Source organism: Peribacillus sp. R9-11, assembly GCF_031345095.1.
GTDB lineage: Bacteria > Bacillota > Bacilli > Bacillales > DSM-1321 > Peribacillus > Peribacillus butanolivorans.
The window spans coordinates 1,443,690-1,458,071 of the sequence record NZ_CP133763.1; the positions used below are offsets into that span (position 1 = coordinate 1,443,690).

Here is a 14,382-nt window from a genome sequence, read left to right on the forward strand (position 1 = left end):
TTCCTTCCTTTCTGCCTGTTATCTTAGATTAATCATATAAGAACCATTCCTGCTGTCAAATTGAATACAATAATTTTTAGTTATTGTACTTGAATATTTAGGAATCAATTGCCGGATATGATAAAATATAAACGTTAAGCATGATGAAGTGGATTACAGTATATAGAGAAATTATACATATTATTATTTCTGGACGATTTTAAAAGATCCATGTGTAAAGGCAGTTAGCTATAGAGCTGCCGGATTAGAGAGAAGAATCGAAGCGTCCTGCCCATACCAGAGTTGAACAGGCGCTTTTTCGATAGATATAGGTGGTGTGGCAATGGAGAGTTGGGACGATTTCTTGGCGCCTTATAAACAGGCTGTTGAAGAATTGAAGGTTAAGTTAAAGGGATTAAGGAAACAGTTTGAAAGAGAGAATATTCACTCGCCTATCGAATTTGTAACAGGCAGAGTAAAGCCGATTGTCAGCATTTTGGATAAGGCGAGTCAGAAGGATATTCCTATTGATAAATTAGGCACTGAAATACAAGATATCGCAGGCCTTCGGATGATGTGTCAGTTCGTGGATGATATCGAACAGGTTGTAGAGCTTTTACGCGGTCGCAATGACTTCGAAATAGTCGAAGAGAGGAATTATATTTCTCATAAAAAAGCAAGCGGCTACCGTTCTTATCATGTTGTCATACGCTATCCGGTTCAGACAATTCATGGCGAGAAAAATATTCTTGCTGAGATTCAGATTAGAACTTTAGCGATGAATTTTTGGGCGACGATTGAACACTCGTTAAATTATAAATATAAAGGTATTTTTCCCGAAGCTATTCAAATACGGTTGAAACGAGCAGCAGAAGCAGCATTTCTGCTGGATGCAGAAATGTCGCAAATACGTACGGAAATTCAAGAAGCACAGCGTCTTTTTTCAAGAAAAAAAGATTCTTAAAAACGATAATAGTGAAATAAGAAGAAATCTAAAATAGTAAGGTGGGATTATATGAAATTTGCGATTACGTCAAAAGGAGATGCGAAATCTAATACTTTAATGCAAAGGATGAGAACGTATCTTCAGGACTTTCATTTGGAATATGACGAAGATCAGCCGGATATTGTAATTTCGGTCGGTGGTGATGGTACATTGTTATATGCTTTTCATCGTTATAAGAACCGCTTAGATAAGACAGCCTTCGTTGGAGTACATACAGGTCATCTTGGGTTTTATGCAGATTGGACCCCGGATGAAATTGAAAAATTGGTGATAGCATTAGCAAAAACACCATTTCAAATTGTTGAATATCCGCTACTTGAAACGATTGTCCGATATCAGCATGGAGGACGTGAAGCAAGATTTTTGGCATTAAATGAATCTACAGTCAAAAGTGTTGAAGGAACCCTTGTCATGGATGTGGAAATACGTGGCCAGCACTTTGAGACGTTCCGTGGTGATGGTTTATGTATTGCGACACCGTCAGGAAGCACAGCTTATAATAAAGCGCTTGGGGGAGCGATTGTCCATCCTTCGATTGATGCAATCCAGATTACCGAATTGGCATCCATTAATAACCGGGTGTTTAGGACGGTCGGATCACCACTTCTGCTGCCGGCTCATCATACATGTATGTTCCGGCCCGTCAATGCCGTCAATTTTCAAATCACGATTGATCATTTAACCCTGCTTCAGGAAGATGTAAAATCGATTCAATGCCGTGTTGCTGATGAAAAGATTCGTTTCGCTAGATTCCGCCCATTTCCATTCTGGAAAAGAGTTCATGATTCATTTATTGCTAACTAAGGAGCTCAGATCACTACATGTCAAATCAAAACTTTTCTTTAACTTGGTCGGTTTCTGAAGAGGATTCTGGCTCTTTACTGCGGGAATTTCTCAGCAAATACGATATCTCAAAACGAGCATTAACGGATATTAAGTTTAAAGGTGGTTTAATCAAGGTGAACGGCTTAGAAGTGACAGTGAGGGAGCGGATTAATACTGGTGACAGCGTCACAGTCATATTTCCTCCGGAACAGGCAAGTGAGGGCCTTCTGCCGGAACCCATCCCACTTCTTGTCAGGTACGAAGATGAATTTGTATTGGTAGTTGTCAAGCCTCCTTCTATGAACACCATTCCATCTCGTGAGCATCCCAATGGCAGTCTTGCGAATGGGTTGGCAGGGTATTATAAGAAGATGGGAATCCATGCAACGATTCATATTGTTACAAGACTTGACCGTGATACATCGGGTTTGGTTTTAATTGCCAAACATCGACATATCCATCATCTTTTAAGTGAGCAACAAAAATCTGGACAAGTTAAACGGCGATACCAAGCAATTGCTGAAGGACTTGTTAACGGACCAAAAGGAATGATAGAGGCGCCAATCGGACGGAAATCGACCAGCATTATTGAAAGGGAAGTTCGGGAGGATGGTCGCTATGCCTGTACTCTTTTTGAGGTATTAGCCCAAACTGAAACCTATACATTTCTTAATTTGGAGCTCCTAACTGGGAGGACACACCAAATCAGGGTGCATATGGCTCATATTGGACACCCGCTTGCTGGGGATGATTTATATGGAGGACACAGGGAAATGATCGCCCGTCAGGCCCTGCATTGTTTCGAATTAAAATTTCTTCATCCTTTTACCAAGAAGGTGATGTTGTTTCAAGAAAAATTACCGCAGGATATGATACATTTGCTTGATGGGAATTAATGGTTGAGAGGTCATTGCATTTGTAATGAAGGTAAAACGTCAAAAATAAGAATATAATTTAAATCTGTCGTCACAAAAGAACTCACCAAAATGGCGAGTTTTTTTTGGTTAATCAAAAGAAGTCCTGAACTTCTCTGCTATATAAGGCATTGTTGAAGGCACATCTTGAAGATCCATTTCAGGATAACGGACAGCAGTTAGTTTTCCACCGAAGACACAGCCGGTATCAATGTTGTATGTATGATTGACTTGTCTTGCCTCCGGAACCGGTGTATGCCCATACACAATCCAGGCTTTCTCTTTGTAGTACTGGGCCCAGTCCTTTCTGACCGGCGAGCCGTCTGGATGCTTGGTGCCATTGATATCTCCGTAAAGGACAAAAGTTTTTACTTTACTTCCATATTGACCGATATAATCGGCCCGAATACCAGCATGCGCAATAATTAAACGGCCCTCATCGATGAGTTGATAGAGTGGGGATCGTTCATACAAATCGATGAATTTTTTTCGGATTTTCTTCTGCTCCCGAACGTTTAAGGATTGATATTCAGCTACTGTAGTCTCTAAACCATGAGATACTTGCACTTTATTGCCTGAAAAATAACGATACAGTTTATTGCAATGATTACCTGGAGCATATAGCGCAATATTTTGGTTAATGACTAATTCATAGACCACTTCAATTACACGGAGAGAATTTGGGCCGCGATCGGTTAAATCCCCTACAAAGCCAAGAATTCTTCCCGAGGGATGGACAGGTATGCCGCTTTCCCAGGTATATCCCATTTTTTCTGTCAGCTGCCTAAATTCGGTGAAACATCCATGGATGTCCCCAATGATATCAATGTTCATTTGTCACACCCTTTGTTTGTTTTGTATATGTTTATGGTATTAGTATAGTATTATTTAAAAAAATAAAATATAAACGAGGAAATTAAAAAATAAGTTTATTGGAGGTGTTTAGTTATGGAAGAGTTGAGGGAACTGGAAAGAAATCAAATGAATAATGAACTATTGCTTGACGCACTTAAAACAGAAAACCTAGATCAGTTCCGCACGGAGTTCCTAGAAATGCATCCATACGATCAGGCTCAATTTTATACAAGCTTGTCGGATGAATTTAGGTCAGTTGTGTACAAATATTTATCTCCGGAAGAAATGGCTGGTCTATTTGAAAACATTGAAATAGATGAAGACGATTACGAAAGCCTCCTCGCTGAAATGAATCCTTCTTACGTAGCTGATATGCTATCCCATATGTATGCGGATGATGCTGCAGACGTGTTGAATGAGATAAATGATGAGCAGGCCGTTAGCTACTTGACGATCATGGATGATGAAGCAGCTAGTGAAATCCAGGAGCTTCTAAACTATGAGGAATCTACAGCAGGAAGCATAATGACGACAGAGTTCATTGCTATTGAGGCGAACGAAACGGCTCGCTCAGCGATGCAGATTTTGAAACGGGAAGCACCGCAAGCAGAAACGATTTATTATGTATTTGTTACAGACCAAGATAAGAAACTGCTTGGTGTGTTATCGCTCCGGACCTTGATTATCGCTGATGAAGAGGCTTTAATTAGTGATTTAATGGATGACAGGGTAGTATCCGTTCCTGTAACAGAAGATCAAGAAGAGGTGGCCCGTAAAATAAGGGATTATAATTTCCTCGCTGTACCGGTCGTAGATTTTCAAAACCATTTGTTAGGGATCATTACAGTTGATGATATCATCGATGTCATGGACGAAGAAGCATCCGATGATTATTCTAAATTAGCGGGTATATCAGATCTTGACCACGTCGATAAGAGTCCATTTTCAGCTGCAAAAAAACGGCTGCCATGGCTGGTCATTCTCTTGTTTTTAGGTTTGTTGACTGCGAGTCTGATTGGTCGATTTGAAGAGACACTAAGCCAAAAAGCCATTCTTGCTGTTTTTATTCCATTGATTGGTGGCATGGCTGGAAATACAGGAACACAAGCACTGGCAGTAGCGGTTAGAGGAATTGCAACAGGGGAATTAGAACAGGAAAGCAAGTGGAAACTGGTCCTTCGAGAGGCTGGAACTGGCCTTATTATTGGTCTAACATGCGGAATTGCCATCATTTTTATCGTCTTTTTTTGGCAAGATGATTTTATGCTTGGATTATTAGTCGGTATTTCGATTTTCATTACTCTAATCGTTGCCACACTTGCAGGTTCACTTGTCCCGCTCCTCATGCATAAAATGAAGATTGATCCAGCGGTAGCTTCCGGTCCTTTCATTACAACCATCAACGACCTTATTAGTATACTGATTTACTTCGGATTGGCAACATTATTCATGGGGTATTTACTGTAAGCGAAAAGGTTAACCACTCGCTAACAGGATTTCAAAATGTTTAATGCAAGCAGTAGATTAGAAAACGGTGTTTTTCTCACCATAAATTTGTTATACTGTCATTAGTAGCAGGTACTAATAACTTGTATCAAAATAGGAGGTCACATACGATGACTTTTTCATTAGAGGGAAAAACGTTTGTCATAATGGGTGTTGCCAATAAAAGAAGTATTGCTTGGGGAGTGGCCCGTTCCTTACACAAAGCAGGTGCCAAGTTGATATTTACTTATGGGAAAGAACGTACAGAAAAGAGCGTCAGGGAGCTATCTTCCACTTTGGAAGGTGAGCCTGCAATCATATTGCAATGTGATGTAACAAAGGACGAAAGCATTGAAAAATGTTTTGCGACGATCAAGGAAGAAGCAGGTATCATTCATGGTGTAGCACACAGTATCGCATTTGCAAATAAGGAAGAGCTGGACGGTGATTTTGTTAACACGAGCCGTGAGGGTTTCTTGCTTGCTCATAATATTAGTTCGTTCTCTTTAACAGCTGTAGCTAAAGCAGCGAAAGAAATTATGACAGAAGGCGGCAGTATTGTCACAATGACGTACCTTGGCGGTGAACGAGTTATGCCAAACTATAATGTAATGGGAGTGGCTAAGGCGTCACTTGAAGCCAATGTACGTTACTTGTCGAGTGACCTTGGTAAGGATAACATTCGTGTGAATGCAATTTCTGCTGGTCCAATACGTACATTATCTGCAAAAGGAGTACGTGATTTTAATACAATCTTGAAGAAGATTGAAGAAGAAGCACCGCTCCGTCGTACGACGACACCTGAAGAAGTGGGAGATACGGCTGTGTTTTTACTCAGTGACATGTCCCGCGGGATTACTGGTGAAAATATTCATGTGGATTCCGGTTACCATATAATCGGATGATAGAAGGGGACCAATCAAGGTCCCCTTTTTATTGATTTTCAATTCCTTTATCCTTCTGTCCATCAAAGATTGGTGTTAATCTTTGTTTTCCGGTATCTTGAATTTCTACATCAATCTGGATAGACCTGAGTGTGTCTTCTTCTAATGGAATTCTCCCTTTGATTTCAATTTTCTTCCAAGCTTTATTATCCTTGCGGTAGAGTGTTTCAGAAAGCCTGAGGAGGTCGATCTCCCTTTTTTGTGTATATTGATACGTTTTATTTATTTCCTTTTTGATAGAGCGCATTATTTCTTTTTCATATTGTTTACGTGTTATATCCATTATCATCATTTCAACACTAGCTTTAAGTTTCATTTTTACATCAAAACGAACTGTTCCATTTTTCTCTACAACAGGAATTATTTTAGTCTTTTTATCGTAAATAACAACAAATGCGTCATTTTTAGTTTCTGGGAAAATGGTTAAGTTGTCCCGAACGAAATCTTTATTGAACCATCTTCCTCCATTCATCACCTTCTTAGGTAGAATTGTTTTTATTTTATTTTCTGAAATGATAGCTACCCTTTCTATTAATAAATCCTGCTTCTTTTCATTCTGACCGGTCCATTGCTCTGTGATTTTTAGTTGTGGAATCGCCACTTGATGAGCAGGTTCATCAAGTTCAATAATGAGTTCTCTTAAATTAATAGGTGGGATAAAAGAGCTTTGCTTATAGTTACCATCTGGATCGCTTAATTTTGAAAAGGCCATGGAAACATTTTCGATAGGAGAAATGAGCATTGCATCTTTAAGTGGGTCTTTAGCCATAAAAAAGTAAATCCGGTAGCGTGTTTCGCGGTAGCGGTCCAAAAAATCAGCAATATACTTGAGGCCGCCTACTTTCATGGCTTCTTCCGAAAAAATTACAAAAGAGAGATGACCCCAATAAATACGGCGATCGGTCGTATGATACAAATTAAATATGGCTTCGTCCAATGTGTTTCCGGTAGCGCGCCCAACATCTGCTTGGCTAAGTGAACTGAGGTCTCCTCTTGCTTCCGATCTTGCTAACCCTTTCACGTTGATAATTTGAAGGTAAACAATGACCTTCCCGTCTTTGTAATCGATTCCTAAACCGTTTGCATAAACGAGACGTTCAGGTTCATTTGAATCCCAGCAGCCTGAAAGTATAGAAACGCACAACAGTAGGAGGAGTGTATTTTTCATTTTTTTCATTTTTGTCCATCATCGCCTTTCCTCGTAGGATCTTTTGAAGAAAAGATAGATGGGCGTTTTTTATCCAAAGAGGGAGGTATCTGAAAAAGAGTTTTTACAATATTGGACAAGCTTAAGTTGGCGGTCACTTCCATGTAAGGAACACCTAATATTCGGATATTACATACATACACACATAGAAATAGAGCTACCAGCATAAATGCAAAAAGTCCTAAAAAAGAAGCAGAAATAATAGCTAGGAGCCTTATTAAGCTGATGACGCCATTGATGGATTGATTGACCAATGTGTAAGTAGCGACCGCTGAACCAGCAATGACTACGAGCATGGCGGGACTTGTCAAACCGGAACGAATTGCTGCATCTCCAATGATTAAAGCACCCAATACACTTAATGTTGGCCCGACTGAAGTAGGTAATCGCATGCCTGCTTCTTTGAATATTTCAAACACGATGACCATGGTAATCGCTTCCAATGAAGTGGGAAGTGGCAATCCCCTTCTTGATTCGACTACAGTAGCAAGCAGAATCAGTGGAATTTGGTCTTGATGAAAGGTGGTTAAAGCAACCCAAAATCCTGGCAAAAGCGCAGCGACAAAAATGCCAAATAATCGAAGAGCTCTTTCAAAGGAAGCATAGATAGACGTGTATTCATGATCTTCCGATGTTTTTAACACAATAAATAGGTTGATGGGTGTGATCATTGTGTAGGCAACGCCATCAATTAGAATTAATAGTCGGCCTTTTAAAAGGCATTGCACTGCAAAATCAGGCTTACCAGAATAGTCATGCCTTGGAAAGAGAAAAGAGGGCTGCTCTTCAATTAACTCCATAAATTGATTGCCCCCATATATCCCATCTATATCAATTGCTTCAATCCTTTTAGCTACAGTTTGAACCATTTCAGAGTCAGAGATATCATCCATATATAACAGGGCAACTTTAGTCAATGTTCGCCTGCCCACTTCGAAGTATTTTACACTTAAGGAATTTGTTCGCATTCGCTTTCGAATTAAAGCGACATTAATGGATAAATCTTCAATGAAATTATCTCTCGGCCCTTTTATCGTTACTTCTGTAGTTGTTTCCTCAGGACTACGCTGGGGTCGATTTGCAATGTTTACAGAAACCAAATAGTCGTATCCTTCAAAGTAAATCAATAATTTCCCAGAATAGATATCTGCGAACAACTCTTCCTTTGTGTTTATATCAGCAAGTTGAGGAAGATAAAGAGAGTCCTTTATGTCATTAATAGTTAATGTTCCTTTTGGATGTTTGCGGAAAAATAAAGTTAGCCTTTCAAATACAAGATTATTTAACAATTCAGTATCGACAAGCCCTTCACATCCAATTAATGTGACTTTTATCGGAGACTCATCACGATATAAACTGCTTTGGAAAAATACATCTCCTGAACTATGAAAAATTTCTTTTAAATCGTATTCGTCTTTTATTACGAGCTTCTCTGATTTTTCAATTTTACTATTCGGTTTGGATGGTTGCTTTTTCATTTTTTTGAACACCGGATGAGGACCTCCTTTTTCTACGATTACTGAAGAAAACAAAAATACTTAAAAGTATGGAAACCGCTAAAAAGAACCAGAATGTAATCGGCATAATAAATGTTTTAATAATGTCATATAAAATGACATCACTGAAGCTAAATGAATTGGAAACGATAAGAATAGCTGAATAGATAATGAGCAATTTCGTTTTGTTTCGCTTGTTTTTTATAGATAGCACTTCAAGTGATAAAAACAGGAAAAAGGATACCCTTATGAAGGCTCCAGTTAACCATTGGTAAATCGACAAGAAGTCAAGATGCTCAATGAATCTTCCCAAGGTGACTAATCCCCATTGCTCAAAGGCAGGGTACTTTTGTCTTGAAGCTTCGATTGGACCGAATTCAGTAATGGAGCCAATAAGGGGCCCAAGGATAAGCCAGGTAAGGATAAAGGTATTTATAACAAATACTTTAAATTTTATTTTCCCATGAACTTTTTGTTGCAAACAGAGAAACACGATCAATTCAATAAGCCCAGACAAAGGATAAATAATACCTGCAAAAACAGGAGACCAGCCATGTTCAAGAATTGGTTGCAAAAGTGAATAATTTTTAAATTGAATATTTGTGATTGCTACAAAAAAACCAAACAAGATTACCGCCGATAATACGAACGTATTGACAATAGCAATCGTTTGTATGTTTGTTGAGGCAAGGAAAAGGCATAAACCTGTAAATAGGATTATTTCAAAAATCGGTGGAGTTACGGGCAAGTAGGATACCTTTGTCCAAACAACCATCTCTTTCAATGAAACCGCAGCTAATGAAGTGAAAAAGAGACTCACAGTAATGGATAAAATCCTGCCTGGTACCTTCCCGATATTTTTTTCCACCCATACAAATATATTTGCCTGACCTGTGGCTTTATGGATATAGAATAAGAGCAGACACCAAATCAATATCAGGCCAAAAGCAAATAGAACAGAAATCCAGGCATCCCTTTTGGCAGCCGGTAACAAATGAGGAAGAATCGTTACATGGTTTTTCAGTCCGATCGCAGTCATTACGATTAAAGATAGTTGTACGATTGAAATTTTACCATTTTTAACCATCTATAATATACTCCTTTAATAACCATTATTTTTTTAGGTTACTCCATTAACCCCCAGCTTATCCAAGTTTTAATGAGTGTCCCTTTTTTAGGAGAAGGGCACAACACCAGCATAAAAAAGGGTGAATTTCATATAGTTGATACATAGAGCAGATATTCATTGTTTGGGGAAAATCAGCAGAATCCTGTTTTCTACCTTATTGGGTCGATGAGAAAAGGAGGAGGACATCATGGACGTGAAAAAGGATCGTCTGCCTTGTACTGTTGGTAAGCAAACAGTACACAATACTCCGAAGAGCCAAATAAATTTGAATAGAGAAAACTTCACCACTTCGTTTAGTACCGAAGAAATGGTGGAGTTATTGTCCCGACTTCCAGCCTTTGCACCTAAACCAGTTTGTAAGTTCATCATCAATGGTCGTACAATGTTTGGTAAGTTGGAACATAAAAAAGAATCCAGTCTTTTTATTAGGCATAAATTTGGTAAAAAGGTTGTTCAATACCATATAGAGCAGCTGCAGTCTGTGGATATTCTGAAATATTAAGGAGGATTTGCATGTCAGAGAATAAAAGCGATAAGGACTCCAAACCCCTTTTATATGTCAATCAGGCTAAGATATCGGATCAACGAGGGAATATGCAAAGTGATTACCGAACGAAAAAAGGTACACATCAGGAAACGGTAGAGCATGAATCTGTGGAAACGGAGCAGGGAGAAGAGAAAATAGAAAAAATCAAGCGGGAATTTGGAGTATTTGATGCTATGAAAGAAATTGAATCAGAAATTACGGCTATTAAAAAAATTACTGATCAATATGTTCCAGAGCAGCCATCAGTTGAGCAAACTGAACTTCCTGTACAAGAAGAAAAGGAAAAGGTTGTAAAGAAGAAAAAGAAAAAGGTGGAGAAAAAGGTGGAGGATAAGGTGGAGAAAAAGGAATCCTCAAGTGAAATCATAACTCGTCTATCCAAGCATCAAGGTTATCCAAAGCCGGTATGTGAGGCGGTTATTAACGGAGAAACGCTTAAGTTTCAGGTATTGGGAATGAGGGGGGAATCAGTGAAAATTAAAAGAGGAAATCATATTCGCTTCGTCGGTCTCCCGAATATTATTGATGCCAAAATTATTGAAGAATCCAAGTGAAGGAGCAGAATTGAATGTTTCTCTCACAGCATGAGTTCACCTTAATACTTCTATTAGGTTTAGCTTCATTTAGGCTGACACGCTTAATTGTTTTCGATAAAATTATGGAACCTTTGCGCCGTCCTTTTTTTAAAGAGATAGAAGAAAAGAATGAAAAGGGTGATGTGGAGATTTATTTAATTCCTAAGGAAAAGGGTTTGCTTGGCTGGTTTGGACAATTGCTAAGCTGTTTTTGGTGTGTGGGTATCTGGGTCAGTCTATTTCTGGTTTTGCTTTATCTACAACAGTTATTTATAGGGGAAGTGCTGATTTTAATCCTCGCAGTTGCCGCAGTAGGGTCAATCTTAGAGGTTATAATCAGCAGAATTTTGGACATTTGATTGGAAACAACTTGTCTCTTCAATCATATAGTATGGTATAGAGGGAAAAGGGGGAGTCACAATTGAATAACAAGCAAAGTCCATGGACGTATGCAAAACCGGTGAAAAAGGAACAACCGGTCAAAATAAAAAAAGACTGTGGCTGCAATAATAATAATAAAAATAAGGGCTATTGAATGAAAAAAAAACCTTTCCGAATTGGGAAGGTTTCAGTTTGTAGACAAAAGGGGTCCAGAATGTTTTAATTCTGGACCCCTTTTGAAATTCCCTTTGAATTTTGATCAAGATTAAGAGATTGGGCCTCTACGAGCCCACGCCCACTTTATTAAGCCATTATTGGACCTTGCCATGTCCAATTGGCAATCTTCTTTAAATTCATGGCAGCGAATGTAAGCATCGCCTGCATCGACAATTTTTTAAGTCCCCTTAAAGTAGTCCAACGCATACCATGCTTTTCTTTTGCATCTGCGAATACACGCTCTATTGTTTCTTTGCGTTTCGCATATATAGGTTTTACATCCTTGTGGTGACGCAGATGATCTGCTTCTTCCATATAATTTTGCCAGATATGGCGTGTCACCACTTTTTGATGGTCTTTGCTTACTGTACACTGTGATAAAAATGAGCATGTCAAGTGTGTTTGGGTGATTTGTACTCGCGATAGCCCTCTTTATTTGTTGTTGAGTACTTTAAAATCTCGCCCGATGGGCAGAGATAACAATTAAAATGTTCATCGTAAACATAGTCATGCTTGCGAAAGAACCCTTCTTTTGTTCGTGGACGTGTATAGGGTAAAGCTGGTGTGATTTCTTTCCCAAAAAGGTAGCTTGTAATGGCTGGTGTTTTGTAAGCTGCATCTGCGGCAACAGCTTCAGGTTTTCCAACTTTCTCAATCACTTGTTCAACAAGAGGCTCTAAGATATGACTATCATGCGTATTTCCTGGTGTTACAATCGTCCCCAGCACAAAACCGTTGCGGTCTGCAGCCGCATGAAATGAATAGGCAAACTGTTTTGTTCGTTCATCTTTTACATAGTAGCCACTCTCAGGGTCAGTTGAACTTTCTTTAATTTCTTTGGTTTCTTCTTTATCAAATTTATCCGGTGGAAAAGGCTTCTTTCCATTGTTTTCACGATCTTGATTTATTTCTTCTTGAAGGCGTCCTTGATATGCTCGTGTTTCCTTACGAACGATTTTCTTTTCGAATTTCCGCTTATTCGCACTGGCTTTCACATGTGTTGAATCAACGAATACGTGCTCTGCACTAATTAACTTTCTTTCTGAGGCTGTCATTAAGATACGATAAAAAATCTGTTCAAACAGGTCTGTATCTTTAAAGCGAAGCTCATAATTTTTCCCGAACGTTGAGAAGTGAGGTACTTTATCATGGAAACCGTAACCTAAAAACCAACGGTAAGCCATATTCGTTTCAACTTCTTCAATCGTTTTACGCATCGAACGAATACCGAAGGTATATTGAATGAATGTCAATTTAACTAAAATAACTGGATCAATACTTGGGCGGCCTATCTCTGAATACATCTCTTTCACCAAGTCATAAATGAAAGTGAAGTCAATGGCCCCCTCAATTTTACGAACCAAATGGTTCGCTGGCACCAGCTGATCCAAAGTAATCATTTCAAGTTGATCTCGCTGAATAGAATTATGTTTCGAAAGCATCGTCATCACCACAAGTTTTAATACTCCTATATTAAAACAAAAAAGACTGTAGGAAAAAGTGTTTATTTCTAATTGTTAAAACAAAGTTGATTGGAACGGAAGGTGCGAGACTCCTGCGGGAAAAGCGTGTCCAAGGGAGACCCCACAGGCGCAAAGGCGCCGAGGAGGCTCCCTGACCGCCCGCGGAAAGCGAGTGCCTGGAGTGGAAATCAACGTTCGAATTTTTACACCCCCTCAAAAAAACTGTAGACAAACTCGATTTTCATCGAGTTTGTCTACAGTTTGAAACCTTTCAGAATTGGGAAGGTTTTTTTATTTCCTAATCCTACCATTCATAAAAAAACAGTTAAACAAGAAAATAAAAATAGAACAATAAATTAGGATGTGATTCTATGTTCAGACGAGGAAGTTATTTATATGTTATCTGGATGGTTTTTGCAGTAGTTGTGTGTTTGCTAACAGCCTGTAGCAGTAAAGGAGACGGAAAAACAGAAAACTTAGCGTTAATTAAGCGCACGAATCCTGAACCGATGGATATCATTAATGGAATGGATGAAAAGGATGAAAAAGGACTCATTTCAAAGGTCAAGGAGACAGTAGCCAACGAAGACACCATCTATGATGTAATCGTGGTGAAAAATGGAAAAAAGATTATCGTCGCCTATAAAGTTAAGCACTTGAAACGTTTTCATATGAAAAAAATTGAAAAGAACGTGACTGGCAAGTTGGAAGAAAAGTTTCCAAAGTATGATTTTATCGTTTCGAGCGATTATAAAATCTTTTTGGAATCTTTAAGATTGAATGAGTTTCTTAAGGAAAAAGAGGTTCCTGAGAAAAAGGCAATAAAGAAGTTCAAGGAAATTGAAGAACTTCAAAAAGAATTAATATAGAAAGAGAGGTTTCTCAATATGAGCAGCAAGGAGAACACAACCCCCCAGCAGGATGCGTATAAAGAGCTTCAAGAGAAGCATGAAATAAAAAGGCCAATCCTGAAGAATTGTATAAAAGCCTTTTTAGTAGGCGGTATTTTCTGTTTAGTAGGACAAGCTATTTCTTACTTTTATATTTATTTTTTCAACTTTACGGAACAGACAGCCGGAAGCCCAACGACTGCGACCATGGTGTTTCTCGCACTTTTAATGACTGGCTTCGGATTTTACGACCGCATCGGACAGTTTGGGGGAGCAGGGAGTGCTGTCCCAGTAACGGGATTCGGTAACGCAGTTATTTCAGCAGCAATCGAACACCGGACGGAAGGATTTGTTCTTGGTGTTGGTTCCAATATGTTTAAATTGGCCGGATCGGTGATTCTATTTGGTGTATTTTCAGCCTTTGTCGTGGCGTTGATTAAAACGATTTATCAAATGATTGGGGGCTAAGC

14 protein-coding genes and 1 pseudogene are annotated in these 14,382 nt (G+C 38.9%); 10 read left to right on the forward strand and 5 right to left on the reverse strand.

What is annotated here, in order from left to right; translation table 11 throughout:
• Positions 1-322 precede the first annotated feature (322 nt).
• From RE409_RS06940 to RE409_RS06950, 3 genes are read left to right on the forward strand one after another with little or no spacing between them, the layout of a single operon-like run.
• Positions 323-943, forward strand: coding sequence for a GTP diphosphokinase (locus RE409_RS06940; RefSeq protein ID WP_309558766.1), 621 nt, complete (start codon positions 323-325; stop codon positions 941-943).
• A gap of 51 nt (positions 944-994) precedes the next feature.
• Positions 995-1,789 (forward strand): NAD kinase, encoded by a 795-nt coding sequence (locus tag RE409_RS06945; RefSeq protein ID WP_053345008.1) that lies wholly within the window; start codon positions 995-997, stop codon positions 1,787-1,789.
• Between the two features lie 17 nt (positions 1,790-1,806).
• Entirely contained in the window at positions 1,807-2,706 is a 900-nt protein-coding gene (locus tag RE409_RS06950; RefSeq protein WP_201221661.1) for an RluA family pseudouridine synthase, read from the forward strand.
• Positions 2,707-2,814: 108 nt separating this feature from the next.
• Here the strand turns inward: RE409_RS06950 and prpE are convergent, their stop codons facing one another.
• Positions 2,815-3,558 (reverse strand): bis(5'-nucleosyl)-tetraphosphatase PrpE, encoded by a 744-nt coding sequence (gene prpE, locus RE409_RS06955; RefSeq protein WP_201181809.1) that lies wholly within the window; start codon positions 3,556-3,558, stop codon positions 2,815-2,817.
• A gap of 114 nt (positions 3,559-3,672) precedes the next feature.
• On the opposite strand from prpE, the gene mgtE reads away from it, so the two are divergent.
• Both mgtE and fabI read left to right on the forward strand, forming a co-directional pair.
• Positions 3,673-5,046, forward strand: a complete 1,374-nt coding sequence (gene mgtE, locus RE409_RS06960) for a magnesium transporter (RefSeq protein WP_201181808.1) — start codon at positions 3,673-3,675, stop codon at positions 5,044-5,046.
• Between the two features lie 149 nt (positions 5,047-5,195).
• Positions 5,196-5,969: an enoyl-ACP reductase FabI gene (fabI, locus tag RE409_RS06965; RefSeq protein WP_056528230.1), complete on the forward strand. Its 774-nt coding sequence runs from the start codon at positions 5,196-5,198 to the stop codon at positions 5,967-5,969.
• Between the two features lie 28 nt (positions 5,970-5,997).
• Here the strand turns inward: fabI and RE409_RS06970 are convergent, their stop codons facing one another.
• Genes RE409_RS06970 through RE409_RS06980 form a run of 3 tightly spaced genes read right to left on the reverse strand, consistent with a single transcriptional unit; the run spans position 5,998 to position 9,798 of the window.
• Complete coding sequence (locus RE409_RS06970) at positions 5,998-7,185, reverse strand: Ger(x)C family spore germination protein (RefSeq protein WP_201221660.1); 1,188 nt, start codon at positions 7,183-7,185, stop codon at positions 5,998-6,000.
• On the reverse strand, positions 7,182-8,705 hold the full coding sequence (locus tag RE409_RS06975; RefSeq protein WP_309558768.1) for a spore germination protein: 1,524 nt from the start codon (positions 8,703-8,705) through the stop codon (positions 7,182-7,184). Before RE409_RS06975 ends, RE409_RS06970 begins: the two co-directional genes overlap by 4 nt.
• Positions 8,665-9,798, reverse strand: a complete 1,134-nt coding sequence (locus RE409_RS06980) for a GerAB/ArcD/ProY family transporter (RefSeq protein ID WP_201249880.1) — start codon at positions 9,796-9,798, stop codon at positions 8,665-8,667. The genes RE409_RS06975 and RE409_RS06980 overlap by 41 nt, the downstream gene beginning before the upstream one ends.
• A 229-nt stretch (positions 9,799-10,027) precedes the next feature.
• Here RE409_RS06980 and RE409_RS06985 point away from each other — a divergent pair, with 229 nt between their 5' ends.
• The 3 genes from RE409_RS06985 to RE409_RS06995 are packed head-to-tail and all read left to right on the forward strand — an operon-like array spanning position 10,028 to position 11,321.
• A complete protein-coding gene (locus RE409_RS06985; protein ID WP_053345015.1) occupies positions 10,028-10,342 on the forward strand; it encodes a hypothetical protein in 315 nt (104 codons plus the stop codon).
• 11 nt (positions 10,343-10,353) lie between these two features.
• Positions 10,354-10,941, forward strand: a complete 588-nt coding sequence (locus RE409_RS06990; protein ID WP_201249879.1) for a hypothetical protein — start codon at positions 10,354-10,356, stop codon at positions 10,939-10,941.
• A gap of 14 nt (positions 10,942-10,955) precedes the next feature.
• Complete coding sequence (locus RE409_RS06995) at positions 10,956-11,321, forward strand: DUF1360 domain-containing protein (RefSeq protein WP_053345017.1); 366 nt, start codon at positions 10,956-10,958, stop codon at positions 11,319-11,321.
• Positions 11,322-11,646: 325 nt separating this feature from the next.
• Here the strand turns inward: RE409_RS06995 and RE409_RS07000 are convergent.
• Positions 11,647-13,001: pseudogene (locus RE409_RS07000) on the reverse strand (IS1182 family transposase).
• A gap of 392 nt (positions 13,002-13,393) precedes the next feature.
• On the opposite strand from RE409_RS07000, the gene RE409_RS07005 reads away from it, so the two are divergent.
• Together RE409_RS07005 and spoVAC are read left to right on the forward strand one after the other, a co-directional pair.
• Positions 13,394-13,891 (forward strand): YhcN/YlaJ family sporulation lipoprotein, encoded by a 498-nt coding sequence (locus RE409_RS07005; RefSeq protein ID WP_098174851.1) that lies wholly within the window; start codon positions 13,394-13,396, stop codon positions 13,889-13,891.
• Between the two features lie 18 nt (positions 13,892-13,909).
• On the forward strand, positions 13,910-14,380 hold the full coding sequence (gene spoVAC / locus RE409_RS07010; protein ID WP_053345019.1) for a stage V sporulation protein AC: 471 nt from the start codon (positions 13,910-13,912) through the stop codon (positions 14,378-14,380).
• Positions 14,381-14,382: the final 2 nt, after the last annotated feature.